This window comes from Faecalibacterium sp. 9 (assembly GCF_048320955.1).
GTDB lineage: Bacteria > Bacillota > Clostridia > Oscillospirales > Ruminococcaceae > Faecalibacterium > Faecalibacterium wellingii.
The window spans coordinates 345,826-368,396 of the sequence record NZ_JBLWGB010000001.1; the positions used below are offsets into that span (position 1 = coordinate 345,826).

20 protein-coding genes and 1 riboswitch are annotated in these 22,571 nt (G+C 61.2%); of the genes, 4 read left to right on the forward strand and 16 right to left on the reverse strand.

Annotation, left to right across the window (positions count from 1 at the left end):
* Window positions 1–162: 162 nt before the first annotated feature.
* Window positions 163–1,056: a LysR family transcriptional regulator gene (locus ACKXF9_RS01670; RefSeq protein ID WP_249237541.1), complete on the forward strand. Its 894-nt coding sequence runs from the start codon at window positions 163–165 to the stop codon at window positions 1,054–1,056.
* Window positions 1,057–1,197: 141 nt separating this feature from the next.
* On the opposite strand, the gene ACKXF9_RS01675 is transcribed toward ACKXF9_RS01670, so the two are convergent.
* The 4 genes from ACKXF9_RS01675 to ACKXF9_RS01690 all read right to left on the reverse strand — a co-directional run bounded on the left by ACKXF9_RS01675 (window position 1,198) and on the right by ACKXF9_RS01690 (window position 6,400).
* Window positions 1,198–2,553 carry a GntP family permease gene (locus ACKXF9_RS01675; protein ID WP_418265098.1) on the reverse strand — a complete coding sequence of 452 codons (1,356 nt, stop codon included), beginning with the start codon at window positions 2,551–2,553 and terminating at the stop codon, window positions 1,198–1,200.
* Between the two features lie 207 nt (window positions 2,554–2,760).
* Window positions 2,761–4,548, reverse strand: coding sequence for a dihydroxy-acid dehydratase (ilvD, locus tag ACKXF9_RS01680; RefSeq protein ID WP_005939089.1), 1,788 nt, complete (start codon window positions 4,546–4,548; stop codon window positions 2,761–2,763).
* A gap of 306 nt (window positions 4,549–4,854) precedes the next feature.
* Window positions 4,855–5,562 carry a FadR/GntR family transcriptional regulator gene (locus ACKXF9_RS01685; RefSeq protein ID WP_418265099.1) on the reverse strand — a complete coding sequence of 236 codons (708 nt, stop codon included), beginning with the start codon at window positions 5,560–5,562 and terminating at the stop codon, window positions 4,855–4,857.
* A gap of 187 nt (window positions 5,563–5,749) precedes the next feature.
* Window positions 5,750–6,400, reverse strand: a complete 651-nt coding sequence (locus ACKXF9_RS01690; protein ID WP_418265100.1) for an ECF transporter S component — start codon at window positions 6,398–6,400, stop codon at window positions 5,750–5,752.
* Window positions 6,401–6,784: 384 nt separating this feature from the next.
* Between ACKXF9_RS01690 and ACKXF9_RS01695 the strand changes: the two genes are divergently transcribed.
* A complete protein-coding gene (locus ACKXF9_RS01695) occupies window positions 6,785–8,218 on the forward strand; it encodes a PLP-dependent aminotransferase family protein (protein WP_418265101.1) in 1,434 nt (477 codons plus the stop codon).
* Here the strand turns inward: ACKXF9_RS01695 and ACKXF9_RS01700 are convergent.
* Window positions 8,125–9,039, reverse strand: a complete 915-nt coding sequence (locus ACKXF9_RS01700) for a hypothetical protein (RefSeq protein ID WP_418265102.1) — start codon at window positions 9,037–9,039, stop codon at window positions 8,125–8,127. The genes ACKXF9_RS01695 and ACKXF9_RS01700 overlap by 94 nt on opposite strands.
* Before the next feature lie 79 nt (window positions 9,040–9,118).
* On the opposite strand from ACKXF9_RS01700, the gene ACKXF9_RS01705 reads away from it, so the two are divergent.
* Together ACKXF9_RS01705 and ACKXF9_RS01710 are read left to right on the forward strand one after the other, a co-directional pair.
* Window positions 9,119–9,370: a hypothetical protein gene (locus tag ACKXF9_RS01705; protein ID WP_418265103.1), complete on the forward strand. Its 252-nt coding sequence runs from the start codon at window positions 9,119–9,121 to the stop codon at window positions 9,368–9,370.
* A 162-nt stretch (window positions 9,371–9,532) separates the two neighbouring features.
* Window positions 9,533–9,639: riboswitch (glycine riboswitch) on the forward strand.
* A gap of 132 nt (window positions 9,640–9,771) precedes the next feature.
* Window positions 9,772–11,289: an alanine/glycine:cation symporter family protein gene (locus ACKXF9_RS01710; RefSeq protein WP_418265104.1), complete on the forward strand. Its 1,518-nt coding sequence runs from the start codon at window positions 9,772–9,774 to the stop codon at window positions 11,287–11,289.
* A gap of 54 nt (window positions 11,290–11,343) precedes the next feature.
* Here ACKXF9_RS01710 and ACKXF9_RS01715 read toward each other — a convergent pair whose 3' ends face one another.
* The 11 genes from ACKXF9_RS01715 to ACKXF9_RS01765 form a co-directional block, all read right to left on the reverse strand.
* Window positions 11,344–12,192 (reverse strand): putative RNA methyltransferase, encoded by an 849-nt coding sequence (locus ACKXF9_RS01715; protein WP_418265105.1) that lies wholly within the window; start codon window positions 12,190–12,192, stop codon window positions 11,344–11,346.
* Entirely contained in the window at window positions 12,189–14,084 is a 1,896-nt protein-coding gene (locus tag ACKXF9_RS01720) for a DEAD/DEAH box helicase (protein ID WP_418265106.1), read from the reverse strand. The genes ACKXF9_RS01715 and ACKXF9_RS01720 overlap by 4 nt, the downstream gene beginning before the upstream one ends.
* 178 nt (window positions 14,085–14,262) lie before the next feature.
* Window positions 14,263–15,555 carry a DUF1015 domain-containing protein gene (locus ACKXF9_RS01725; RefSeq protein ID WP_418265107.1) on the reverse strand — a complete coding sequence of 431 codons (1,293 nt, stop codon included), beginning with the start codon at window positions 15,553–15,555 and terminating at the stop codon, window positions 14,263–14,265.
* Between the two features lie 33 nt (window positions 15,556–15,588).
* Window positions 15,589–16,668 (reverse strand): putative glycoside hydrolase, encoded by a 1,080-nt coding sequence (locus ACKXF9_RS01730; protein WP_249237553.1) that lies wholly within the window; start codon window positions 16,666–16,668, stop codon window positions 15,589–15,591.
* Window positions 16,669–16,692: 24 nt separating this feature from the next.
* On the reverse strand, window positions 16,693–17,304 hold the full coding sequence (locus ACKXF9_RS01735) for an Rnf-Nqr domain containing protein (protein ID WP_418265108.1): 612 nt from the start codon (window positions 17,302–17,304) through the stop codon (window positions 16,693–16,695).
* Window positions 17,301–18,023, reverse strand: coding sequence for an Rnf-Nqr domain containing protein (locus tag ACKXF9_RS01740; RefSeq protein WP_348584786.1), 723 nt, complete (start codon window positions 18,021–18,023; stop codon window positions 17,301–17,303). Before ACKXF9_RS01740 ends, ACKXF9_RS01735 begins: the two co-directional genes overlap by 4 nt.
* Complete coding sequence (locus ACKXF9_RS01745) at window positions 18,020–19,039, reverse strand: RnfABCDGE type electron transport complex subunit D (RefSeq protein WP_418265109.1); 1,020 nt, start codon at window positions 19,037–19,039, stop codon at window positions 18,020–18,022. Before ACKXF9_RS01745 ends, ACKXF9_RS01740 begins: the two co-directional genes overlap by 4 nt.
* 21 nt (window positions 19,040–19,060) lie before the next feature.
* On the reverse strand, window positions 19,061–19,711 hold the full coding sequence (gene rpe / locus ACKXF9_RS01750; protein WP_418265110.1) for a ribulose-phosphate 3-epimerase: 651 nt from the start codon (window positions 19,709–19,711) through the stop codon (window positions 19,061–19,063).
* A 149-nt stretch (window positions 19,712–19,860) separates the two neighbouring features.
* Window positions 19,861–20,241, reverse strand: coding sequence for a hypothetical protein (locus ACKXF9_RS01755; protein WP_418265111.1), 381 nt, complete (start codon window positions 20,239–20,241; stop codon window positions 19,861–19,863).
* Between the two features lie 48 nt (window positions 20,242–20,289).
* The gene (locus ACKXF9_RS01760) at window positions 20,290–21,810 is read right to left on the reverse strand and encodes a HAMP domain-containing sensor histidine kinase (RefSeq protein ID WP_348584783.1); all 1,521 of its coding nucleotides are present in this window, start codon (window positions 21,808–21,810) and stop codon (window positions 20,290–20,292) included.
* Window positions 21,810–22,508, reverse strand: a complete 699-nt coding sequence (locus ACKXF9_RS01765; protein WP_005938284.1) for a response regulator transcription factor — start codon at window positions 22,506–22,508, stop codon at window positions 21,810–21,812. The genes ACKXF9_RS01760 and ACKXF9_RS01765 overlap by 1 nt, the downstream gene beginning before the upstream one ends.
* Between the last annotated feature and the right edge of the window lie 63 nt (window positions 22,509–22,571).

Sequence of the window (22,571 nt, forward strand, 5' to 3'; positions counted from 1 at the left end):
ACAGCGCTCTCTCCACCGCAGCCCGCACGGCCAGCCTTTCACGAAACGTCAAATTTTTACTTGACGTGTTGACACATTTAGTTTAACATAGACATATGCATGATTCAAATTCATAAAAATAAAGTTATAGTTTAAAAATCTTAATAGCAAAGGAGCTTTGCCATGGAAGTGCGCCAGCTGAACACCCTGATCCGTGCCGCCCAGTTCCAGAGCTTTTCCAAGGCAGCGGAAAGTCTGGGCTATTCCCAGTCTGCCGTTACCGTGCAGATCAAGGCGCTGGAAGAAGAGCTTGGCGTGCGCCTGTTCGACCGCATGGGCAAGCGGGTGATCCTGACCGCACAGGGCCAGTGCTTTCTGGAATACGCCAACAGCATTCTGGACACCATCCACAACGCCCGCCGCGCCCTGAGCGAGGACGCCGAGCTGGAGGGCTGCCTGCACATCGGCACACTGGAATCCCTCTGCTTTTTCCGTCTGCCCGGCCTGATGCATCAGTTCCGGCTGGAGCACCCCAAGGTCAGCCTGCGGGTCACTACCGGCTCCCCGGAAGAGCTCATTGAAAAAATGGAGCGCGGTCAGGTGGACCTGATCTGCATTCTGGACGAGCCCCGCTACTCCAACAGCTGGCACAAATGCAACGAGATCCCGGAAGAAGTGGTGTTTGCGGCGTCGCCGGACATCGATCTGGGCCACCCCGGGCCCTACCGGGTGGCAGAGCTTCTGGACAAGCCCTTTTTCCTCACCGAACGCAACGCCAACTACCGCCGCACCTTTGACCGGTTTCTGGCTTCCCGCCAGATCGAGCTGACCCCCAGCCTTGAGATCAGCGATACCTCCTTTATCATCAAGATGCTGGAGCGCTCCTCCGGCATTTCCCTGCTGCCGCGCTTCGCTGTGGCCGAGCCTGCGTCCAGAGGAGATCTGCGCATTCTGGAGGTGTCGGACTTCCGGCTGACCATGTACCGCCAGATGTTCTACCACAAGGATAAATGCTGCACCCGGGAAATGGACGCCTTTATCCAGCTGGCCTCCGGGCCGGACCTGCCTCTTTTATAATACAGAAAGCTTTTATAAAACAGAAAGCAGTAGACCCCCGGGCGGTGAACCGCCCGGGGGTCTACTGTGCTGAGGAGATTCTAGGAATTTGCAAAGCATTGCGCAGACTGTGTGCAGGCACAGCCCCGCAGATGAGGATGATTAAGCAAAGAAGGAGATGACCAGTGCCACCAGGAAGCCGACGACGCCCACCAGAGTTTCCATGATGGTCCAGGTCTTGAGGGTGGTTTTTTCATCCATGCCCACCAGGCTCTTCACCAGCCAGAAGCCGGAGTCGTTGAAGTGAGAGCACACGGTGGAGCCGCCGGCGATGGCAGCGGTGACGCAGGCCAGATACAGCGGGCTCAGCGCGCTGAGGCCGGGCATGGCGGAGATGATGCCGGCTGCCATGGTCATAGCCACGGTAGCGGAGCCCACCGAGATACGCACCAGAGCAGCCACGATGAAGGCCACCAGCACCAGCGGCAGGCTGGCGTTTGCCACGGCGTTGCCAATGACGTCGCCCAGACCGGAGTTCTGCAGCATATAGCGCAGCACGCCGCCGCAGGCGGTGACCAGCAGGATCATGCCGGTGGGCTCAAGGGACTTGGTCATGATCTTTTCCAGCTGGGCATTGTTATAGCCGTGACGGGTGCCCAGCAGGTACATAGCAGCGATGGTAGCCAGCAGCAGCGCCATGAAGGGCTCGCCGAGGAAGGCCAGAACGGGCTGGATGCCTGCCAGAGCGGGCACCACCTTTGCCACGGAGTTTGCGATGATGAGCAGCAGCGGGATCATGATGATGCCCACGATGGTGCTAAACTTGGGCAGCTTGCTCTCATCGATGTCCGCCTGCTGTGCAACGTGCTCAGGCACCGCGATCATATACTTCTTGCCGCAGATGGAGCCCCAGATGGGACCGGCAGCGATCATGGCGAAGATGCCGCAGAAGATGCCGATGAGGATGACCCAGCCAAGGTCAACGCCCAGCATGGTAGCCACCAGAACGGGGCCCGGCGTGGGCGGGATGTAGGCGTGGCCGACCGCCAGACCGGCCAGCAGGGGGATAACATAGTACAGGACCGAGCGCTTGGTGCGCTTTGCCAGAGAGAAGGCCAGCGGGATCAGGATGATCAGACCGGCGTCAAAGAACACCGGCATGGCTACCACCAGACCTGTGATGCCCAGCGCCCATGCGGCTTTTTCGTCGCCGAACTTGCGCACCATGGTCACGGCCAGCGTCTGTGCGCCGCCGGATTCTTCCAGAATGGCACCGAACATGGAGCCAAGGCCCACCAGAAGGGCGATACCCTTTAAGGTGTTGCCGATGCCTTCGTTGACCGAGCCGATGATGTCAGACAGGGGCATACCGGCCATCAGGCCGATGCCCACCGCACCGATCAGGATGGAGATCATGGCATGCACTTTGAACTTGATGATAAGGATGAGCAAAAGGATCAGGCCCGCCACTGCGGCGAACACGAGCCGCGCGGCGTCCGGGGTTGCAACAGCTGTCATAAACATATCCTCCATTTTTGATGTTATGTTTGCTTTGGGTCTTATTTCAGCGCCGTCCCCGCAGACGGACGCCGGATTCCAATGGATTTTTATAGACGAAGCAATATCCGCTTTTTTATTTTTGGCGTAACTTTCACCAGACCGTTCAGCAAAGCATCGCTGAGCAGTTGATTTTTGAGTTCGTTCCAGCCTCCGCAGGAGCGTCTCTTACTCCATGTAGGCGCCCTTCATGGGGCTGACGGCGTGCTGAGAGTAGAGCTTCAGCAGGCCCTTGGTGTATTTGGGAGCCTTGGGCTTCCAGTTGGCACGGCGCTGGGCAAGGATGGCCTCCATCTCTTCGGGGGTCTTTTCCTCACCGTTCACGCCCACGATGGCAAGCTGACGGTTCGGCACATCGATGCGGATGAGATCGCCCTCTTCCACCAGAGCGATGGGGCCGCCCACTGCAGCCTCCGGGCTGACATGGCCGATGACCGGGCCGCGGCTTGCGCCGGAGAAGCGGCCGTCGGTGATGAGGGCTACGCTGGAAGCCAGCTTGGGGTCGGCACAGATGGCCTCGCCGGTGTAGAACATCTCGGGCATGCCGCTGCCGCGGGGGCCTTCGTAACGGATGAAGATGGCGTCGCCGGGCTGGACCTGCTTGTTCAGAACAGCGCTGATGCATTCTTCCTCGCTGTCAAAGGGCTTTGCGCGCAGGGTGGCGTGGAACATGTTCTTGGGGCAGGCAGTGTGCTTGATGACGCTGCCCTCCGGGGCCAGATTGCCCTTCAGGATAGCGATGCTGCCGTCGGTGCCCTTGGCGTTGTCAAAGCTGTGGATGATATCCTCGCGGGTGACTTTGATGCCCAGACCCTTGGTCTTTTCCTGCAGGATCTCGTCGCAGTGCTCGTAGAAGCCGTTCTTCTTCAGGTCTTCCAGGTTTTCGCCCAGCGTCTTGCCGGTGACAGTCATCACGTCCAGATGCAGCATGGACTTGATCTCTTCCATCACGCGGGGCACGCCGCCTGCATAGTAGAAGTACTGTGCGGGCCAGTCGCCGGAAGGACGGATGTTCAACAGATAGTGTGCGCCGCGGTGCATCCGGTCAAAGGTGTCGGCATCGATCTCAAAGCCGAACTCGTGTGCAATGGCGGGCAGGTGCATGGTGGCATTGGTGGAGCCGGAGATGGCGGCGTGCACCATGATGGCGTTTTCAAAGCTCTTCATGGTGACGATGTCCTTGGCCTTGATGCCCTCGGCCACCAGCTTCATCACCTGAACGCCGGCATCATAGGCAGCCTGCTTCAGCTCCGGGGCAGTGGCGGGCATCAGGGCGGTTCCGGGCAGCATCAGGCCCAGAGCCTCGGCCATGATCTGCATGGTAGAAGCGGTGCCCATAAAGGAGCAGGCACCGCAGCTGGGGCAGGCATTGTGCTTGTAGTAGTCCAGCTGCTCGTTGGGGATCACGCCCGTCTTTTCCCATGCGTCGAACTTGCCGATCTGTTCCAGCGTCAGCAGGTCGTTGATGGCGCAGGCGGGGTCATTGACCACGTACTTCTTGGGCAGGGTGTGGGCTTCCATCACGCCGCCGGTGACCACGATGGCGCTCATATCCTTCAGGCGGCCAATGCTCATCAGCATGGCGGGCATGGACTTGTCACAGCTGGCGATGAACACGCCGCCGTCGTACACGGTGGCGTTGGCCTGAGCTTCCACCAGATTCACGATGGCGTCACGGTGGGGCAGCGAGTAGTTGATGCCGTCGTGGCCCTGTGCGATACCGTCGCACATATCGGTTGCAAAATAGCGTGCAGCCTTGCCGCCGTGGGTGTTGACCGCCTGTACAGCCTCCTTCACGAACTGATCCAGATGGGCACTGCCGGGGTGGCTGTCGCCAAAGGTGCTCTCCACCATGATCTGGGGCTTTGCAAGGTCGTCCACCTTCCAGCCCATGCCGATCTTCAGCGGATCGTTTTCCGGTGCCAGTTTACGCACTGCCTGAGAACGCAGTTCCATGATCGTACCTCCAAAATACTCTTTTTTCTGCTTTGCAAATCGTCCTTTTGACTGTCGGACATCTTACATGTTCATTTTAATCGAATCCCGCCTCGTTTGCAAGTTGTCGCAGTCAGAACCCACTTTATAACAATAACCAGCCCAGTTTTTCGTGCACATTGCTCTGAAATCTTGGATACATCATAGATTCTAACCAGTTTTTCGACTTTCCTGTGTCATTTGTCTTAAAAAGTCATCAGACAACTTCAGGCATAAAAAGTCCCCGCACAGCCCTTGCACTGTGCGGGGACGTAAAATGCAGCGGCGTCAGGTTGCCCATTCGCCGTCGTAAAGCTTTCGGATGCAGTTGCGGTTGAAGTTCAGGTGCATCACCATGGCAGACCGGGCGCCAATGGGGTCATGCCGGGCAATGGCTTCGGTGATCATGCGGTGGGTCAGGATGGTCTCCTCCGTCAGCTTTTTGTGGGTGACGTTCACGAACATCATGACCGCCGTATCGATAATGGGGATGAGCTGCTCCACCACCATGTTCTTGCTGCTCTCTGCGATGCAGGTATGGAATGCGATGTCGTCCTCAATGTACAGATCACCGCTGTGGATCTTGCTCTCCACCCGGTCGCACAGGCGCTGGATGCGCTCGATGTCCTCGTCGGAAGCGTTCAGCGCTGCCATCTCGGCCATGCCCGGTTCCAGCAGCAGGCGCACGTTCACCAGATCCAGTGCCAGCGCGTTCTTGTCCTGCACGCTGCGCAGGTTCAGCGGGTCCGAAAGGCCCTTGGCGGTCGTGACCACATAGGTGCCGGAGCCCCGCCGCACCTCCACGATGCCCTTGCTGGAAAGCAGCTTCACCGCTTCGCGCACCGTGCTGCGGCCCACACCGAATTTTTCGCCCAGTTCAAATTCATTGGGCAGCTTGGCTCCCGGCTCCAGCGGGGTATCCAGAATATAGTGGTAAATTTCGTCCTCCACCTGTTCAGCAAGGAGTTTGTTTTTCAGATGGGAAAATTCGCTCATGGTTGTTCCCTCCCCTTTTTTGAGCTTATTATAAGGCAGCCGTGCAGGCAAAAGCAAGGGCCGTCCGCTTTTTTGTTCCCTGCGTAACAGGCCCGGCAGGCAGACGCACCACTGCCCCCGCCCGCCGGGGGATAGGAGAAGTCCGGCAGACGAGGGCAGCAGTGCTGTATCAGGATAGAGAGATCGCTTAGTTTTTGCCCTTGGGCAGCAGACCGGCGCGTTCCAGAGCCGGACGCAGGGCAAGGTACAGGATCACCACGCACACGGTGGAAGCCACACTGTTCACAAAGGTGACGCCGCCTGCAATTTTGGTCAGCGCCTGTGCCACAGTGTATTCCTGACCAAAGATGTACACATTGCGGAAGTAGCCAAGGAAGGGGTCGGTCAGCACATTCAGGAACAGGCCGGAACCGGCAGAGACGATCACCTTGACGAGATAGCCGGAGCTGTGCCTGTCCAGCTCGCGCAGCTTGAAGACCTTGTGCGCCACAGCACCGCAGGTGATGCCGATGATGAACTTCAGCACAAAGGTGGTGACGGCGTAGCCCGGGTCACCGGCCAGGATATCGGCCAGCGCCAGACCAATGGCACCGGCCAGACCGCCGGATACACCGTCCAGCAGCAGGGCGGTCAGGGCGGTGAAGGTGTTGCCCAGATGGAACGACGAACCGCCGTAGAACGGCACACGGAAGAACAGATAGGCCACAAGGCTCAAAGCAGCCATGACGCCGGTGAGGGCCAGCTCCTCGGTGGTGAAGGTGCGCTTGTACAGCACACTGCCAATGACGATGGCGATGACAACGACTGCCAGCAGCAGCCACATTGCAGTAGTAGACATGATTTACTTTCCCTCCAATTTTCCAAAATACCAGCCCAAACCCATGCGAACTTGTCAGGGCGAGGCCCTTCCATCTTGCCTGTGGCAAGACCGTTCGGTCACTTAAAGTCCCCACTGGGGACTTTATTGTTCCGCTTCGCTTCACAAACGCGAACTTGTCAGGGCGAGGCCCTTCCATCTTGCCTGCGGCAAGACCGTTCGCCGCTTCAAAGCCCCACTGGGGCTTTGATTGCTTCGCAACCGCTTACCTACAATCCTACTTGACATTTGGGTGTCCAGCGGGTATGCTCCTATTATACGCAGAACTGACACCATGAAAATACCCAGAACAAAGTTTTTTTATGGTATCAGTTTGGAGCAATGCCCAAACAGGAGGGATGATTTATGGTCCATCTGACCACAGCGCTGGACCCGTCTTCCAGCGTGCCGCTGTACGAACAGCTGTACCACAGCCTTGCCGGAGAGATGCGCAGCGGTACGCTTTCGGCAGGCGTCCGGATGCCCGGCAAGCGGCGTCTGGCGGCAGAGCTGTCCGTCTCGGTGAACACGGTGGACGCCGCCTATCAGATGCTGGCGGCGGAAGGATATCTGGAGTCCCGGGAGCGCAGCGGCTTTTATGTACAGGAGTATCTGGCCCTGCCCTCCCGCCCGGCCGGGCGGCCCCAGCCGCCGGCACCGCCGGTGCCGCCCCCCGCGCCGCCGGTGCGGTACGACCTTTCCACCCGGGGCGTGGACCCGGGGCTGTTCCCCTTCCGCACATGGGCGCGGCTGCAGAAGGAGCTGCTGTACTCTTCGCCGGAGCTGCTCACCCACGGCGATGCGCAGGGCGACCCGGCCCTGCGGCGGGCACTGGCCGAATATCTTTCCGAATACCGGGGCGTGCAGTGCGGGCCGCACCAGATCGTGGTGGGAGCCGGTCTGGAATACCTGCTGAGCCTGCTGGCCCCGCTGCTGCCGGGCATGGCCGCAGTGGAAACGCCGGGCTACCCCCGCGCAAAGCAGGTGCTGGAAAACAGCGGCGTGCACTGCTGCTGTCTGCCGGTGGACGGCGACGGTCTCTCGGTGGAGGCGCTGAACCGGTCGGATGCGGCGGTGTGCTACGTCACGCCCAGCCATCAGTTCCCCACCGGCGTCACCATGCCGGCGGGCCGCAGAGCCGAGCTTCTGCACTGGGCAGCCCGCAGGCCGGGCGGGCGGTACATCATAGAGGACGACTACGACTCCGAGTTCCGTTTTGACACCCGTCCCCTGCCCAGCCTGCAGGGCATGGCGGGTGCAGACGGCCCGGTGGTGTACCTCTCCACCTGCTCCCGCAGTCTGGCCCCCAGCATCCGCATTGCCTATATGGTGCTGCCGGAGCACCTTCTGCCCGCATGGAGAGAAAAGTATCGACTCTATTCCAGCACCGTGAGCCGCTTTGAGCAGCAGACGCTGGCCCGGTTCATCACAGAAGGCTATTTCACCCGGCATCTGGCCCGGGAGCGGGTGGCCTACAAGGCCCGGCGGGACGCACTGGCTGCAGCGCTGACGGCAGCCTTCGGGCCGGAGGAGCTGACCCTTGCGGGCCTGCACACCGGTCTGCATCTGCTGGCAAAGCTCAGGGACCCGCCGCCGGACGACGCCCTGCGCCGCGCCGCCGAAGCCGAAGGCGTGCAGCTGGGCCTGCTGAGCGACTATGACCTGACTGGCGAAGCTCCCTCGGCGGCGGGCACGCTGGTGCTGGGCTACGGCTCCTTGAAGGACGAGGCCTGTGCCTCGGTGGGCGAAACGTTGAAAAAGGTCTGCACGGCGGCGCGGGAAGCGTCTGTGACCGTGTAGGTGCCGCTGGCGGCATTCCACCGGCCGGGCAGAGCCTGCGCTTCCACGGCGGCGCCGTTGTTGGCCAGAAATTCCAACGTGCGGCCCAGCGCGTCGTAGTCCAGCGCGGTCAGGTCGGTGAGCAGCAAAGAGCTGACGCCCCGCAGCGCGTCCGGCAGGGTGGTGGGCAGCAGCTCTGCATTCTGCCGGAAAAAGGCGTCCCACGCGGCTGCACGGGCCGCCGCAGTGCGCTGGGGCGAAAGCGCAGTGTCCGCCTGCAGCTGGCACAGAAACGCATGGGCATCCCCGGCAGAAATGCCCTGAACCGCCCGGCTGCGGCCATAGCGGGCAAGCTCGTCTTCGGTCAACGCGCCGGAAAAGCCGATCCGGATCGGGCCGTAGCGGCTGGCAATGCGCTCCAGCACCTCGGGAGAGAAGGCCAGATACCGGGTATCCTCCGGCAGGGCAAGCACCTGCATCAGTGCTTCCCGGCAGCGGGCCGGGCCTGCCGCGGCATAGCACTGCGCAAGGGCCGCCTGCTCATCGGCAAAGGGCACTGTGAGCACAGCGGGCACACCGAGCAGATGCACACAGTTCTGGCTGGCGTTCAGGTAGGCCAGCACAAAGCCGGGCTGTTCGCCGGAGACGCACAGCAGCACCGTGAGCTGATCGGTCGTCCGGGGCAGCTGAACGGGCACGCCGCTCTCGCTGCGGGCCGCCTGCCGCAGCTGGGCACGCAGCTGCTGGCGGGACAGCAGCACCGTGCCGCCCACCAGCGGGACCAGAACCAGCAGCGACGCCAGCAGCGATGTCCAGAAAGGTCTCCAACCTCCACTGCGCATGGTACATACCGCCTTTCGGTTTTTGCATAAAGCTTTGGCCCGCAGGCAAGACTTTATGCAGAAAAGGAGGCGTTTGCAGATGAAAAACAACAAAGAGACCGCACCGATCACAGAGAAAGAGCGGGAGGACTTCTGGCTGGAGATCGGCCCGGCCAGTGCCTATTACGGCACAGATTCCTATGAAACAGCCAGAGAAAACGGCGATGCCAGCCCGGACGGGAAGCGGCTTGGCTTTGACGGCGCAGAGCCGGGCACCGGCCCCCGTGGAGCTGCGCCGGATAGCCCCGCACTGGAACCTTGGGATGATCTGCCGCCCATCGACCGGCCCTGAAAAGTCACACCAAAATAAAATTCATCTGTCTGCATAACAGATGAAAAAGCAGCATACGATATATAAAATGTCTTGCGCACAAGGACAGAATATGGTATAGTCTTTCTATCGCGCACAGCTGTGCGCCGGAAGAACTGAAAAAGACGTGTACGGCAGGCAGTGTCCGTGCACTCTGGAGAAGCCCGCGTTTCAGAGCGGCGGGTGCCGAAGGTGTAAGGCCGCAGGGAAAGGCGGCTGTATCTCTCAGGCAAAAGGACAGAGCCATCGTCTTTGCGCAATGGGGCGCAGCCGGGAATGCGGCGCGCCCCGGCTGCGGAAAATGAGAGCGTTCCGAATTTTGCGGGCAGAGCCTTTGGCGGGTTCTGTCCGCTTTTGTTTTGTGTATAGGGGGAAAAGAGAGAATGGTCGAGATGATCACACAGGTGAACAACGCCGTCAACGGTGTGGTGTGGGGGCCCTTTGGTCTGGCGCTGCTGTTCTGCACCGGCTTCTGGATGAGCGCCCGCACGGGCTTTTTCCAGTTCCGTAAAATGGGCTACTGGCTCCGGCACACCATCGGTGCGATCTTCACCAACAAGGACATCACCGCGCACACCAGCAAGGAGGACATGGCCATCAGCCAGTTCCAGAGCATGTGCACGGCGCTGGCGGGCACCATCGGCACCGGCAACATCGTAGGTGTGGCAACGGCCATCGTCTCCGGCGGCCCGGGTGCCATCTTCTGGATGTGGGTCATGGCATTGCTTGGCATGATGACCAGCTTTTCCGAGAATGTGCTGGGCGTCTACTTCCGCCGCAAAAACGAAAAGGGCGAGTGGTCGGGCGGTGCCATGTACTACCTCACCGACGGTCTGGGCGCAAAAAAGGGCTGCCGGCAGATCGGCAGAGTGCTGGCGGTGCTGTTTGCCTGCTTCTGCATCCTTGCATCCTTCGGCATCGGCAACATGAGCCAGATCAATTCCATTGCCGGCAATATGAACGCCGCCTTCGGCGTACCGACCCTCGTCACCGGCCTGTGCCTGATGGTGGTCACAGCCCTCATCGTCATTGGCGGACTGAAGCGGGTGGCCGCTGTCACCGAAAAGCTGGTGCCGCTGATGGCGCTGTTCTACATTGCAGGCGCACTTGTGATCGTGGTGCTCCACGCAGTCAATATCCCGGCAGCATTTGCCGCCATCTTCAGGGGTGCCTTCAACCTGAACGCCGCAGGCGGCGGTGCGCTGGGCTACGGCATCAGCCAGACCATCACATGGGGCTTCAAGCGCGGTGCCTTCTCCAACGAAGCCGGTCTCGGCTCCGCCGTCATGGTCAACTCGGCCTCCAACGTCAAGGAGCCGGTGCATCAGGGCATGTGGGGCGTGTTTGAGGTGTTTGCGGATACCATCGTGGTCTGCACGCTCACCGCGCTGGTCATTCTGACCACCGGCGTTGTGGATCTGCAGAGCGGTGCGGTGCTGGTCGGCGTGCAGGACAACGCGCTGGTGGGTCAGGCGTTCACCGCAGCCTTTGGCAGCTTCGGCCCCAAGTTCATTGCCATCTCCATCCTGCTGTTCGCCTACTCCACCACGCTGGGCTGGAGCCACTACGGCACCAAGGCTGTGGAGTACCTGTTCGGCGCCACCGGAAGCCGCATCTACAAGGTGGTGTTCGTGTGCATGACCGTAGTTGGCGCTACCATGAAGCTGGGTCTTGCGTGGGACCTCTCCGATACCTTCAACGGCCTGATGATGATCCCGAACCTCATCGGTGTGCTGGCCCTGTCCGGCACCGTGGTGGCCATTACCAGAAACTACTTCGACCGCAGGGTCAAGGGCAAGGACATCGAGCCCATGTGGTCGGCCTTCCCCGAATACCAGAAACAGGAAGAAGCGGAAGCCGCTGCAGAGGAAGCAGAGCTGGAAAAGGCCGCGAACAAATAAAAAAAGAGACGCAGGGGCCGTCCACAATTTGTGGACGGCCCCTGCGTTTTAGCATCATTCTTTTTCCAGCAGCAGGAACCGGAACGAGATCTCAGTCTCCAGCTCCGGCAGGGCGGCAAGACGTTCTGCACCGCCGCGGGGCGTTTTCCAGTAGTAAGGCGTCATGGCGAACAGGGCTTCCAGCTGGTCCTGCGGCACCGTGATGCGGCCCGACACCTCCCGCTCTCCAATGGCCCGGAAGCCTGCATAGTCGATCTGCTGCACCGGATTTTTATACGGCTTTTCGTAGAGCACCGCTTTCATCTGATAGAGGTGCTCCGCACCGGGCACCACGTAGATCATCCGCCCGCCCGGGCGCAGCACCCGCAGGAACTCCTCCTGCGCAAAAGGCGAAAAGCAGTTCAGCAGCAGGTCGGCCCAGCCGGTGCGCACCGGCTGGCTGAAGCTGGACGCCACCGCATACTGTGCCGTGGGCAGGGCCTTTGCAGCCAGACGCACCGCAGGCTTTGCGATATCAAAGCCCGCCAGCTGCACCCGGCTGCCCTTTTCGGCAAAGGCCTGTGCGATGCACCGGTCGTACCAGCCCTCGCCGCAGCCCGCATCCAGCAGATGCAGCGGCGCATCCGGCGCGGCAGGCAGGCCGTATTCCAGACACAGCTCTCCCAGCGCCCTGCCGAAGATGCCGTAGTATCCGGCATTCAGAAACGCGCGGCGGGCCGCCACCATCTCTTTGCTGTCGCCGGGGGTCTTGGTGCGCATGCTCTGCACCGGCAGCAGGTGCCAGTAGCCCTCCTTTGCGCGGTCGAAGCAGTGGCCCTTTGTGCATTTCAGGGTGCTGTCGCCGGTCAGTTTCTCCCCGCACAGCGGGCACTGCCATGGGGCAAACGGTTCATTTTTGCTCATACTTCGTCGCTGTGGTCCTCAATGGGGGCAGTTGCGCCGCCGTGGGCATTCATATATTCCTCAAAGTTGGTGAACTTCTGCTGCGGCGGGCGGCGGCTGATGAGCACCAGACCCGGATCTTCGTCCCGTACAGCGGCACGGCTGCGGCGGCCGGACTCCGTTTTAGGTGCGCGGGCCGCTGCGGGCTGGGCGCTGCGGGGGCCGTTCTGGCGGCTGCGGGGGCCGTTGTTTGCGCTGCGGCCCTGCTCCGCGTTCTGGTTCTGGGCGGCAGGCTGACCGTTCTGGCGTGCCGGGCGTTCATTGCGGCGGCCGCGCGGGCCCTGACTGCCGCCGGACTGCTGTGCAGGCTGCGCGGCGGTGCGGATGGCTGGGGCGGCGGGTGCAGCCGGGGCCTTCTTGGCCGGGCGCAGCGGCGTGGCCTCCGGCGCACTGACAAAGTGCGGGTCAAACTTGGGCTGTGCATTGCTGCCGCGGGCAGGAGCATTCTGTTCCCGGCGCGGGCGGCTGCCAGTATTGGAACGGCGGTCGCTGCTGCGTCCGCCGGAAGTGCGCTTGGTATCATCCATGAGTGGTTCCTCTTTTTCGATTTTTACAGGCTTCGCCTGCACTTTGGGTGCGGGTGCGGCCTTTTTTTCAGGCTTTGCTTCGCTCTTTGCGGGCTTTGCCTGTTTTGCGGCCTGCTTTTCTGCCGGTTCGGTGGCAGCGGCCTTGGGCTTTTTGCCGCGCACGGGCGGCTCCGGGCGCACCGGCGCGGGCACGCCGTCCCATGGGTGGCCGCTCACCACAGGGATCTTGCGGCGGTTCAGCTTTTCGATGCCCGCCAGATACTCCTGCTCCTCGGGTGCGCAGAAGCTGACCGCCGTACCGTCGGCACCGGCACGGGCCGTGCGGCCGATGCGGTGCACATAGGTCTCCGGCACCTCGGGCAGGTCGTAGTTGAACACGTGGGACAGCTCGCTGATATCGATGCCGCGGGCGGCGATATCGGTGGCAACCAGCACCTTGGTCTTGCCGGCCTTGAAGTTTTCCAGCGCGGTGACGCGGGCGGTCTGGCTCTTGTTGCCATGGATGGCCGCAGCCGGGATGCCCTGCTTGGTGAGGTCTTTTGCGATCTTATCCGCGCCGTGCTTGGTGCGGCTGAACACCAGCGCATTCACCACCGGGGGCTGCAGGTTCTTGATGAGCCAGGGCAGCAGGAATTTCTTGTTGCCCTTTTCCACATGATACAGGCTCTGCTGGATGCGGTCCACGGTGCTGGACACCGGGTCCACCTTGACAAAGGCGGGCTTGCGCAGGATGCCGGCCGCCAGCTGCTCGATCTCAGTGGGCATGGTGGCGCTGAACATCAGGTTCTGGCGCTCCCCGGGCAGCTTTGCGATCACCTTTTTCACGTCGTGCACAAAGCCCATATCCAGCATCCGGTCGGCCTCGTCCAGAACAAAGATCTCAAGGTCCGACAGGTCGATGAAGCCCTGCCCGATCAGGTCGTTGAGCCGTCCCGGGCAGGCAATGAGGATGTCTACCCCCTTTTTGAGCGCTTCCACCTGCGGTGCCTGCCCTACGCCGCCAAAAATGACGGTGCTGCGCAGCTTGAGATACTTGCCATAGGCGTCAAAGCTCTCGCCAATCTGCAGGGCAAGCTCACGGGTAGGGGTCAGGATCAGGGCGCGGATGGCCCCCTTTCTGCGGGGCGCATTGGCCGTGAGCCGGTCCAGCATGGGCAGCGCAAAAGCAGCCGTCTTGCCGGTACCGGTCTGGGCACAGCCCATCAGATCCCGGCCGGACAGCACCGGCGGGATCGCCGCCGCCTGAATGGGCGACGGGGTCTCATAGCCTGCTTCCTGCACAGCGCGCAGGAGCGGGGCGGACAGATTCAATTCTTTAAAAGTCATGGTTCTCCTAATTATTTCTCATGTGATTCGTTCGGCACACAAACCCTCTCCGGCTCGCGTTCGCTCGCCAGCTCCCCCGAAGGGGGAGCTTTTACAAGAAGGATCACTTTTGTGCACATCCCGAAGAGCTCCCCCCTTTGGAGGAGCTGGCAAAACCGTCAGGTTTTGACTGAGAGGCTTATTCCGTAATTTTCCGGCACTCCACGTAGTACCGCTTTTCCTCGGCGTGGCCCATGCTGAAGGTCTTGCGGGGCAGCACGCCGCCCATCACAACGCCCTTGAACAGGTCGCTCTTGGCAAACGGCGGCATCAGAAAGGCCACAGCACCCTTTTTGCACAGGGCGCGGACGGCAGGCTCGTCGTGGACGTAATCCACCCGTGCCTCCGTGTGGCGTTCCATATAGTCCGCAATAAAATCGTCGATGGTGCCCACGGTCAGCGGCTCGGTGGGGTTCTCGAAGCTGAGCACGTTGGACATGTGCGGCCCTGCCAGCGTGAAGGGCTGCTGCTTGCCGCCGCCGAAGCAGCAGCCGGCCATATTGGAGTCGCTCCACGTAATCAGGCTCAGCAGCACCGTGGCGCAGTCCACATTGAACAGCACCCGGTGGATGGGCTCGATCTCGATGGCGGGCGAGTGCACATTGCACACCTCGGCCAGACACCAGCGGGCGGGATGCACCGCGGCCTGCTCCGGCGTCAGGGTCTTTTTCAGCTCCTCCCAGCAGGCCTTTGCGGTGGCCAGCGAATGGTTGCCATCGCCCACGGCCAGCGTCAGCGGGTCGCGGCGGGCGGCATCCGGATACTTTTTGTCGAATTCTTCCTGACTGCCCAGCACGGCCAGTGCATCCTCGATCTGCGCAATGAGGGCAGGGTCTTCCACAGCCCAGCCCGCAATGTGGCCGCCGTTCAGCATCAGTTCGCCCTCGTATACCTTGGGCAGCTCCTGCTTGTGCGCCGCCACCGGCTCGATGAGGGTGCAGCCCGGGTCATCGGCCAGCATCATGATGTGAGGCGTTTCCAGACTGGCACCGGTGCGCACCTTCATGCGGGGCGGGATGCGGCTTTCCACGGTGCTCTCGCTGGGACGCACCGTGCATTTCTCGCCCCGGCGGTAGCTGTAGGCTTCCAGATCCACCATGCCAACAAGGCCCTGCCGCACCTTGCCGCTCTGCTCGGTGCGCTCTACGTAGATAAAGCCGTCCACCGCGCGGGTAAGTACGTTCTGTGCGTAATCGTCCATGGCGGTGTGGATCTTTTCAATGCGGGCGTCCGCGTCGCCGTCCTCCAGATAGACCTCCGGCAGGATCAGGTTCAGGGTGCTGGGACTGCCCGCTGCTGCGGCCTCGGCCTTCTGCCAGTAATCCCGGTCACTGGTGAACTGGTCGCAGGCAATGCAGCCCCACTTTTCCAGCGGGATCTGTGCCGAAGGCAGAAGGATATGGGCCGGTGCAAAGCAGGATTTGGTATTCATAGCAGATTCCTCCCTCTTATAAAACCAGAGACGTTACTGGAAAATGTCGGCGCTGTGCAGCACCAGATGCTGCACGCCCTGTCCGGCGGCAGACTGCTCCAGTGCGGTGCGGCTGTCGGCGTCCACCGCCTTGTCTGCCGTCACCAGCAGGTTGTCCATGCCCAGCGTCACAGCGGGCACATCCAGCGACACGCTGTTGGTATTGCACTGATCCAGCGTGTAGCTGAACCACAGGGTCATGCTGCCCGCAAAGCGGCTCTGCAGGGCGGCGATATCCGCCTTGAGCTGGTCCGCGCGGGAAACGCCGCTGGTCTCGCCGTAGTCCTGTTTGCGGCTGAGCTTCGGGAACTGGACATTGGTCAGGACTACCTGCTCAAAGCCCATGCCCTGCACCTCGGCCACAAGGTCGCCTACATATTCCACTGCCGCAGCGGAGTAGGGGTTCAGCCATGCATTGCCGTCCTTCTGGGCGTCCAGCCACAGGCCGTCGCCGTAGTGGATAGCCATGCTGCGGTCGGTGCGGGAGGAGATGGGATCCTTGAAGGCTGCAAGCTGAGCCACAGGGATCACGCCCTCTTCCCGGAAGATGGCCGCGATGCGGGCCGGGTCCACGGTGGTACCGGCAATGCTCTGGGCGGCAGCCGGCACCTGCGAAGCGTAGCAGATGCTGCCGTCCGGTGTTTTCAGGGTCACAAGGCCGTAGTCTGCCCCCTGTGCCTTGAGCTGCTGTGCCGCCGCACGGATGGATGCGTCATCGGCAAGGGCGCTCACGTCCACCGCAGCCCAGCTGCCGCCGGTGACGGCCCTGCCGTCCAGTCCCTTGGGCTGTTCCGGCTCCGGCTGGGACGAGGCCGCTTCCTCTGCCGCCGCAGATGCAGCCGCTTCGGAGGAAGCTGCCGCGCGGGATGCAGATTCCGCTTCCAGATCCCGGTTCTTCACCACGGTGTACCATGTGTGCGTGGCCCAGTCCAGCACATGGGGTGCCGCCAGCCATGCCGCGCCCAGCACCACCAGCACCAGCACCAGAATGCCGACGCCGCGCTTGATGCGGGCGCCCCGGCTGTAGAAGCTGCGGTGGTAGCGCTTGACCTTCTGCCGTTTATACTTTGCCATTGTCGATCCTCCTCCCTGCAAAAATCACAGGATCACAGAATGTCCGGTAAAACCATAGATCGCCAGTGCCAGCACACCGATGTACACCAGCGTGATAGGCAGGCCGCGGAAGGCTTCCGGGATGGCCTTGCTGCGCAGGCGGTGGCGGGCTTCCGTTACCAGCAGCACTGCCAGCACATAGCCAAGGCCGCTGCCCAGACCAAACCCGAGGGACTGGCCCAGCGTAAAGCTCTGGGTGCGCTCCACCAGCACGGTGCCCAGCACACAGCTGTTCAGGCCCGCCAGCGGCACGATGCGCAGCAGTGCACTGCGGTGCGGCAGGCCCTTTGCCAGCCACAGCACCGCGTGTTCCAGCAGGCACACCACGGCGATGCTGGCAATATAGACCAGCGGGCGCAGCTGGGCACGGTTTGCCAGCGGCGCGATCCGGCTGCCGGCATACCATGCAAGGGGCGTTACCAAAATCTGAGTGATGCACAGCTGCATACCAAACAGCCAGCTGCTGATGCGGTCATCGCCCACCAGCTGCACCAGCCGGGACACGCCCAGCGCACGGGTAAAGACGGCGTTCTGTGCGAACACCGCCAGCAGTGCATAGTTGAAGAACACTGCACTGGTCGTAACAACATCTTTCATCCTTCGCGGTCCGCCTCCTTCTGGGAATGCACATCCACAAGGTTGCCCGCCTCTTTGGTGAGATATGCCCTGCGCCTTGCGGCCAGCGCACGCCATACCGCGCAAAGCACGCCCAGCACGATAAAGCCGCCCGCCGGCATTCCGGCCATGGGCAGCACCGGGCGGCTGACTGCCACGCCGAACACGGTGCCTGCGGCCAGCCATTCACGGATGCAGCCCAGCAGCACCAGCAGCAAAGCATAGCCCACGGTGATGCGCAGGCCCTTGGAAACGGCCTTGCGCACCGTCTCCTGTACGCGGCCGAAACGGTAGGTCAGCAGCGGCTCCACCGTGAGCATGGGCAGATAGATGCCAAGGCTCAGCAAGCCGGTGCCGAACAGCATATTCAGGATGGGGTACACCGCCAGATACACCACAGCGGTGCTGAAGCCGTACACCAGTGCACGGGGCAGCAGCTTTTTCTGCAGCGTTTCCGGGGCAGGGTCTTCGTCGTACAGGGGCACAAGGCGGCTCAGCAGGCAGGCCAGCACGCGGGAGGGCACCAGCAGCAGCGCCACCGCCGCCGCCAGCATCACTGCATTCTGGCCGCTGGTGGCAAGCACCACCAGCGGGGCCAGACCCATGCCCTGCATGACCACCGGGTTATTCAGGAACACCCGGTCATGGTGGGCAAATTTGCCGGGGTCTTTTACGATCAGTTCAGCCGTTGCGCGTCTCATTGTGCTGCCCCCTTTCCGGCATCTGCCTGCAGATGGGTCAGGTGATACAGCTTTGCCTCGGTGCGGTCGATCCATGCCGACACACTGTTGACCACCAGCAGCGCAAAGCATACACCGGTCTCATACACGCCGTAGTAGCGGAAGCCCATGCTCACAACGCCCACCAGCACGCCGTACAGGATGCGGCCCATGCGGTGATGCACACAGGTATAGGGTTCGTTGAGCAGGAACACTGCGCTGAACAGGATCGCGCCGGTGAGCAGCTCGTCCCGCACGCACCGCAGGCGGGGCAGCACATTTGCCAGCACGGCACTGTCGGCCAGACCCGCCTGCCGCGGGAAGAGGAAGGCGATCAGCGCACAGGTGAGCAGAAAGCTGACCGAGGCAGACATGTGGGCGTCCTTCTGGGTCCACAGGAACAGGCCGCAGGCCAGGATCACCAGCGCCGCGCCGGTGCCCATGGGGGCGGCATACTCGCCCAGACTCAGCACCAGCGCACGGATGTTCAGCATACCGCCGCTGCGCAGGGTGTCCTCAATGGTGCTGGACACCGGCACCATGGAAGCGTCCCACAGGGGGATGCTGGTGTAGGGCTGGGGGTAGCGGAACACCTGCTCCGGCCATGACACCGCCGCCACCACATAGCCCACAGCGGCGGGGTTGAAGGGGTAGCTGCCGTAGCCGCCGAAGATCTCCTTGCCGATGAGCACACCGGCAAGCACTGCGATGATCAGAACATAGATATCCACCGTCACCGGCATCAGCAGGGCGATGACGAGTGCAAAGCTCTCGTTGGAAAAGTCACCGGCCTGATACACGCGGCGGCGCAGCAGCGAAACAAGACGGTCGCACAGATTTCCGGTGAGCACCGCGATGCCGCACAGCAGCAGCGGGCGCACACCGTACAGGAAGCAGGCCATCCACAGCACCGGCACCGCCATAAAGCAGATATGCTTATAGTAGCGGCCGGTCTTCTGGAGCTGCGCTTCCTGTTCCCGGATCAAAGATTCATCCATAAATGGTTTTCCTTTCAAGGGTCAAAGGCTGGCAAGCTGCTGCACCGCTGCAGCAGGGTCTGCTGCACCGAACACTGCACTGCCCGCCACCAGAATATCGGCACCCGCTTCCACGCACTGGGGCGCGGTGGTGCTGTCCACACCGCCGTCCACTTCCAGCAGGTAGTGTGCGCCGCGTGCCGCGCGCTCCGCCTTGAGCCAGCGCAGCTTGTCCAGCGCCGAGGGCATGAACTTCTGCCCGCCGAAGCCGGGCTCCACGCTCATCACCAGCACAAGGTCCAGCTGGTCAAGATAGGGTGCCAGCGCCTGCGGGTCGGTGCCGGGCTTGATGGTCAGGCCCACCTTGCAGCCCAGCGCCCTGACGGCGTCGATGGTGGTCTGGATATCATCCTCACACTCAAGGTGGAAGTTGTACAGGGTGGCACCGGCCTTGATGAAGGCTTCCGCATACTGCAGCGGGTGGCTGATCATCAGGTGCACATCATAAAAAGCATCCGGCAGGTTTTTGTGCAGGCTCTTGAGCACCGGCACGCCAAAGCTGATGTTGGGCACAAAGTGGCCGTCCATCACATCGTAATGCAGCATCTGTGCACCGGCGTCCAGCACCATGCGGCAGTCTGCACCCAGTTTGCCAAAATCAGCAGAAAGAATCGAAGGACTTACGATCGCCATATTCTATCTTTACGCTCCGTTATTTTATAGTTTATTATTCCCCATCGTCCCGCTGTTGTGCCGGTTCACGGCCTCTGAAACAGCATGGACATGGTTATCTTTTAGTTTACATGAAAACGCCCAAAAAATCAAACCCGCCAACGGCTTTTTCACCGAAATGACGTATTTGGAAAGATCTGTCCATTTGCGGCATTTCTTTTATCAGCCAAACCATTCAGAATGGCCTCCGCTTCGCTCTGGCCATAGTCAGCGGAAATTTGATTTTCATTTCGCGTTTGTCGCGCTCTGCTGAGCGCGACAAACGCATTTTCACGAAAAAGGTCGGTACGGAAACCTGCATTTTCCAGCCTTGCTGCGCGGATTGCTCCCGCAAGGTAACAGCGGCAGCAGATGCCTTTTATCCTGACGGCCCTTCCTGTGAAAACGCAATTCAGAAAAGCCCGCAGGCTTTTCTGAATTGCAAATATAAAAATTTTCTTCCTTATTTTATAGCCAAAGCGAACGCGGCGGCTATTTTTAATCGTTGACACAACAAACAGCCAGACCGCCCCGCTCCATGGGACAGTCTGGCTGGAAGTTCATTCTACGGGCTTCATGCTGGCGGGGTCTTCCACAACGGGTTCTCCGCCGGCTTCATCCGGCAGGCGCTTCATGCCGCCGGGGTTCGGCGCCACGGTGGGCAGGGTGAACACGAACCGGCACCACTCGCCCTGCTGGCTCTCCACCCGGATCTGCCCGCCGGAAAGGTTCACCAGCACCTTGCAGATGTTCAGGCCCAGACCCGCGCCCCGGGCGTGCAGGCCGCGGGAGCGGTCCTCCTTATAGAACCGCTGGAACACGTAGGGCAGCGCCTCCGGGCTGATGCCCTGACCGGAGTTCCAGATGGAGATCTCGGCTTCCGGGCCCAGCTTTTCCACCCTGAAGCGGATGGTGCCCCCTGCCGGGGTGAACTTGATGGCGTTGTCCAGCAGGTTATACACCACCTGATGGATCAGGTCGGGGTCGGCGTAGACCAGCACCTTTTCGTCCATGGTCAGACCGTCGATGTCGATCATGCCGTCGTTGATACGCTGCTCTGCCGACAGCGCCACACCGGTGATGGTCTCCCAGATGTTGAACATCCGGGCGTTCACCTGATATTCGCCGCTTTCCAGCTTGGAGAGATCCAGCATGTTCTGGATGAGCCGTGCCAGACGGCCCGTTTCCTCGCTGACCAGCTGCAGGTAGTGGTTCTGCATATCCGGCGGGATGGTGCCGTCCAGAATGCCGTCCACAAATCCCTTGATGGTGGTCATGGGGGTGCGCAGCTCGTGGGCGATGTTGCCCATGAACTGGCCCCGGGAGTTGTCGTTCATCTGGATGTTATCCGCCATGCGGTTGAAGGTGCGGGCAAGGTCTGCCACCTCGCCTTCGCCCTCCACGCCTTCCACGCGGACCGAAAGGTCTCCGCCGCCAAAGCGCTGGGCGGCGTCCGTCACCTTCTGCAGCGGGTCGGTGAGCTGGCGCATCAGGATCTTGGTCAGGATGCTGGCGCACAGCAGCATCACGCAGGCCGATAGCAGGAAGTTGGACCAGAACTGCTGCTTGAACTGGGTCAGCTGCTCGCCGGAAGAGCACAGGAACAGGTAGCCGCTGGGCTGGCCGTGCTCATTGCGCATTTCGCTGACCGTGATGTAGCTTTTCCCGTCCAGCATACCGTCCAGCGTGCCGAACACATGGTAGTAGTCCGCATCGGCAGTGTCGATCTTCTCCATCATTTCTTCCGGCACGGTCAGGCTCTCCAGCTTGTCCGGGCTGGAAGCGATCATCACCCGGCCGTCATTGTCGGTAAAGAACAGATAGGCCTCTGCGCTCTCGCCGATGATCTCCAGCTTGGTGCTCAGTGCGTCCAGCTCATCGCCTTCCGGCAGCTCCGCCTGCTGGACCAGATACTGGGCCGTGCGCTGGGTGACGCCCACCACCTGATCCAGTGTTTCGTAGCGGTCCTTGGCGAAGTAGTTTTTGAACAGCACCCACTCCGAAGCTCCCATCAGCACGATGCCCAGCACCATCAGGGTGGACACCAGCGAGAAGAACGCCACCGAGATACTTTTGCGCATTACTGACGCACCTCGAACTTATAGCCAACGCCCCATACAGTCTTCAGCTCCCATTTATCGGAAGCACCAGCCAGCTTCTCGCGCAGGCGCTTGACATGCACATCAATGGTGCGGCTGTCGCCGTAATACTCAAAGCCCCACACCTCGTCCAGCAGCTGGTCGCGGGTGTAGACGCGGTTCGGATGGGAGGCCAGACAGTTCAGCAGTTCCAGCTCCTTGGGGGGAGCCTCCACCACCTTGCCCTTGACCCGCAGCTCATAGCTGTTCATGTCCAGACGCAGGTTGTCGAATTCGATCACGCCCTCGGTGCTCTCGGCAGCGGCAGTGGTGGTCTGGCAGCGGCGTAGCACCGCCTTGATGCGGGCCACCACTTCCTTGGCATCAAAGGGCTTCACCATGTAATCGTCTGCACCCAGTTCCAGCCCCAGCACCTTATCAAAGGTCTCGCCCTTGGCCGTGAGCATCATCACCGGGGTGTTGCCTGCCTTGCGGATGCGGCGGCAGACCTCCAGCCCGTCCATCTTGGGCATCATCACATCCAGCAGCACCATATCGGGCTTGACCTGATTGAACTTTTCCAGACCTTCTTCGCCATCGTTTGCCACCGTGACCTGATAGCCCTCCTTGGTCAGGTACAGCCGCAGCAGCTCGCAGATATTGGTATCGTCGTCCACAACGAGGATCTTTTCGTTGGCCATAATGATTTCCTCCCATTTTATCGGATGCCCGCCGGGGCGGACAGAGCAGCAAAGTATTCCACT

Excerpts from the sequence above, each read along its gene's own strand:
- ACKXF9_RS01705 (WP_418265103.1), top strand. The coding sequence starts at position 9,119 with ATGAAAAACAACAAAGAGACCGCACCGATCACAGAGAAAGAGCGGGAG.
- ilvD (WP_005939089.1), bottom strand. The coding sequence starts at position 4,548 with ATGGAACTGCGTTCTCAGGCAGTGCGTAAACTGGCACCGGAAAACGAT.
- ACKXF9_RS01735 (WP_418265108.1), bottom strand. The coding sequence starts at position 17,304 with ATGAAAGATGTTGTTACGACCAGTGCAGTGTTCTTCAACTATGCACTG.
- ACKXF9_RS01695 (WP_418265101.1), top strand. The coding sequence starts at position 6,785 with ATGGTCCATCTGACCACAGCGCTGGACCCGTCTTCCAGCGTGCCGCTG.
- ACKXF9_RS01710 (WP_418265104.1), top strand. The coding sequence starts at position 9,772 with ATGGTCGAGATGATCACACAGGTGAACAACGCCGTCAACGGTGTGGTG.
- ACKXF9_RS01720 (WP_418265106.1), bottom strand. The coding sequence starts at position 14,084 with ATGACTTTTAAAGAATTGAATCTGTCCGCCCCGCTCCTGCGCGCTGTG.
- ACKXF9_RS01765 (WP_005938284.1), bottom strand. The coding sequence starts at position 22,508 with ATGGCCAACGAAAAGATCCTCGTTGTGGACGACGATACCAATATCTGC.
- ACKXF9_RS01760 (WP_348584783.1), bottom strand. The coding sequence starts at position 21,810 with ATGCGCAAAAGTATCTCGGTGGCGTTCTTCTCGCTGGTGTCCACCCTG.
- ACKXF9_RS01745 (WP_418265109.1), bottom strand. The coding sequence starts at position 19,039 with ATGGATGAATCTTTGATCCGGGAACAGGAAGCGCAGCTCCAGAAGACC.
- ACKXF9_RS01725 (WP_418265107.1), bottom strand. The coding sequence starts at position 15,555 with ATGAATACCAAATCCTGCTTTGCACCGGCCCATATCCTTCTGCCTTCG.
- ACKXF9_RS01670 (WP_249237541.1), top strand. The coding sequence starts at position 163 with ATGGAAGTGCGCCAGCTGAACACCCTGATCCGTGCCGCCCAGTTCCAG.
- ACKXF9_RS01685 (WP_418265099.1), bottom strand. The coding sequence starts at position 5,562 with ATGAGCGAATTTTCCCATCTGAAAAACAAACTCCTTGCTGAACAGGTG.
- ACKXF9_RS01675 (WP_418265098.1), bottom strand. The coding sequence starts at position 2,553 with ATGACAGCTGTTGCAACCCCGGACGCCGCGCGGCTCGTGTTCGCCGCA.
- ACKXF9_RS01715 (WP_418265105.1), bottom strand. The coding sequence starts at position 12,192 with ATGAGCAAAAATGAACCGTTTGCCCCATGGCAGTGCCCGCTGTGCGGG.
- rpe (WP_418265110.1), bottom strand. The coding sequence starts at position 19,711 with ATGGCGATCGTAAGTCCTTCGATTCTTTCTGCTGATTTTGGCAAACTG.
- ACKXF9_RS01730 (WP_249237553.1), bottom strand. The coding sequence starts at position 16,668 with ATGGCAAAGTATAAACGGCAGAAGGTCAAGCGCTACCACCGCAGCTTC.
- ACKXF9_RS01690 (WP_418265100.1), bottom strand. The coding sequence starts at position 6,400 with ATGTCTACTACTGCAATGTGGCTGCTGCTGGCAGTCGTTGTCATCGCC.
- ACKXF9_RS01700 (WP_418265102.1), bottom strand. The coding sequence starts at position 9,039 with ATGCGCAGTGGAGGTTGGAGACCTTTCTGGACATCGCTGCTGGCGTCG.
- ACKXF9_RS01740 (WP_348584786.1), bottom strand. The coding sequence starts at position 18,023 with ATGAGACGCGCAACGGCTGAACTGATCGTAAAAGACCCCGGCAAATTT.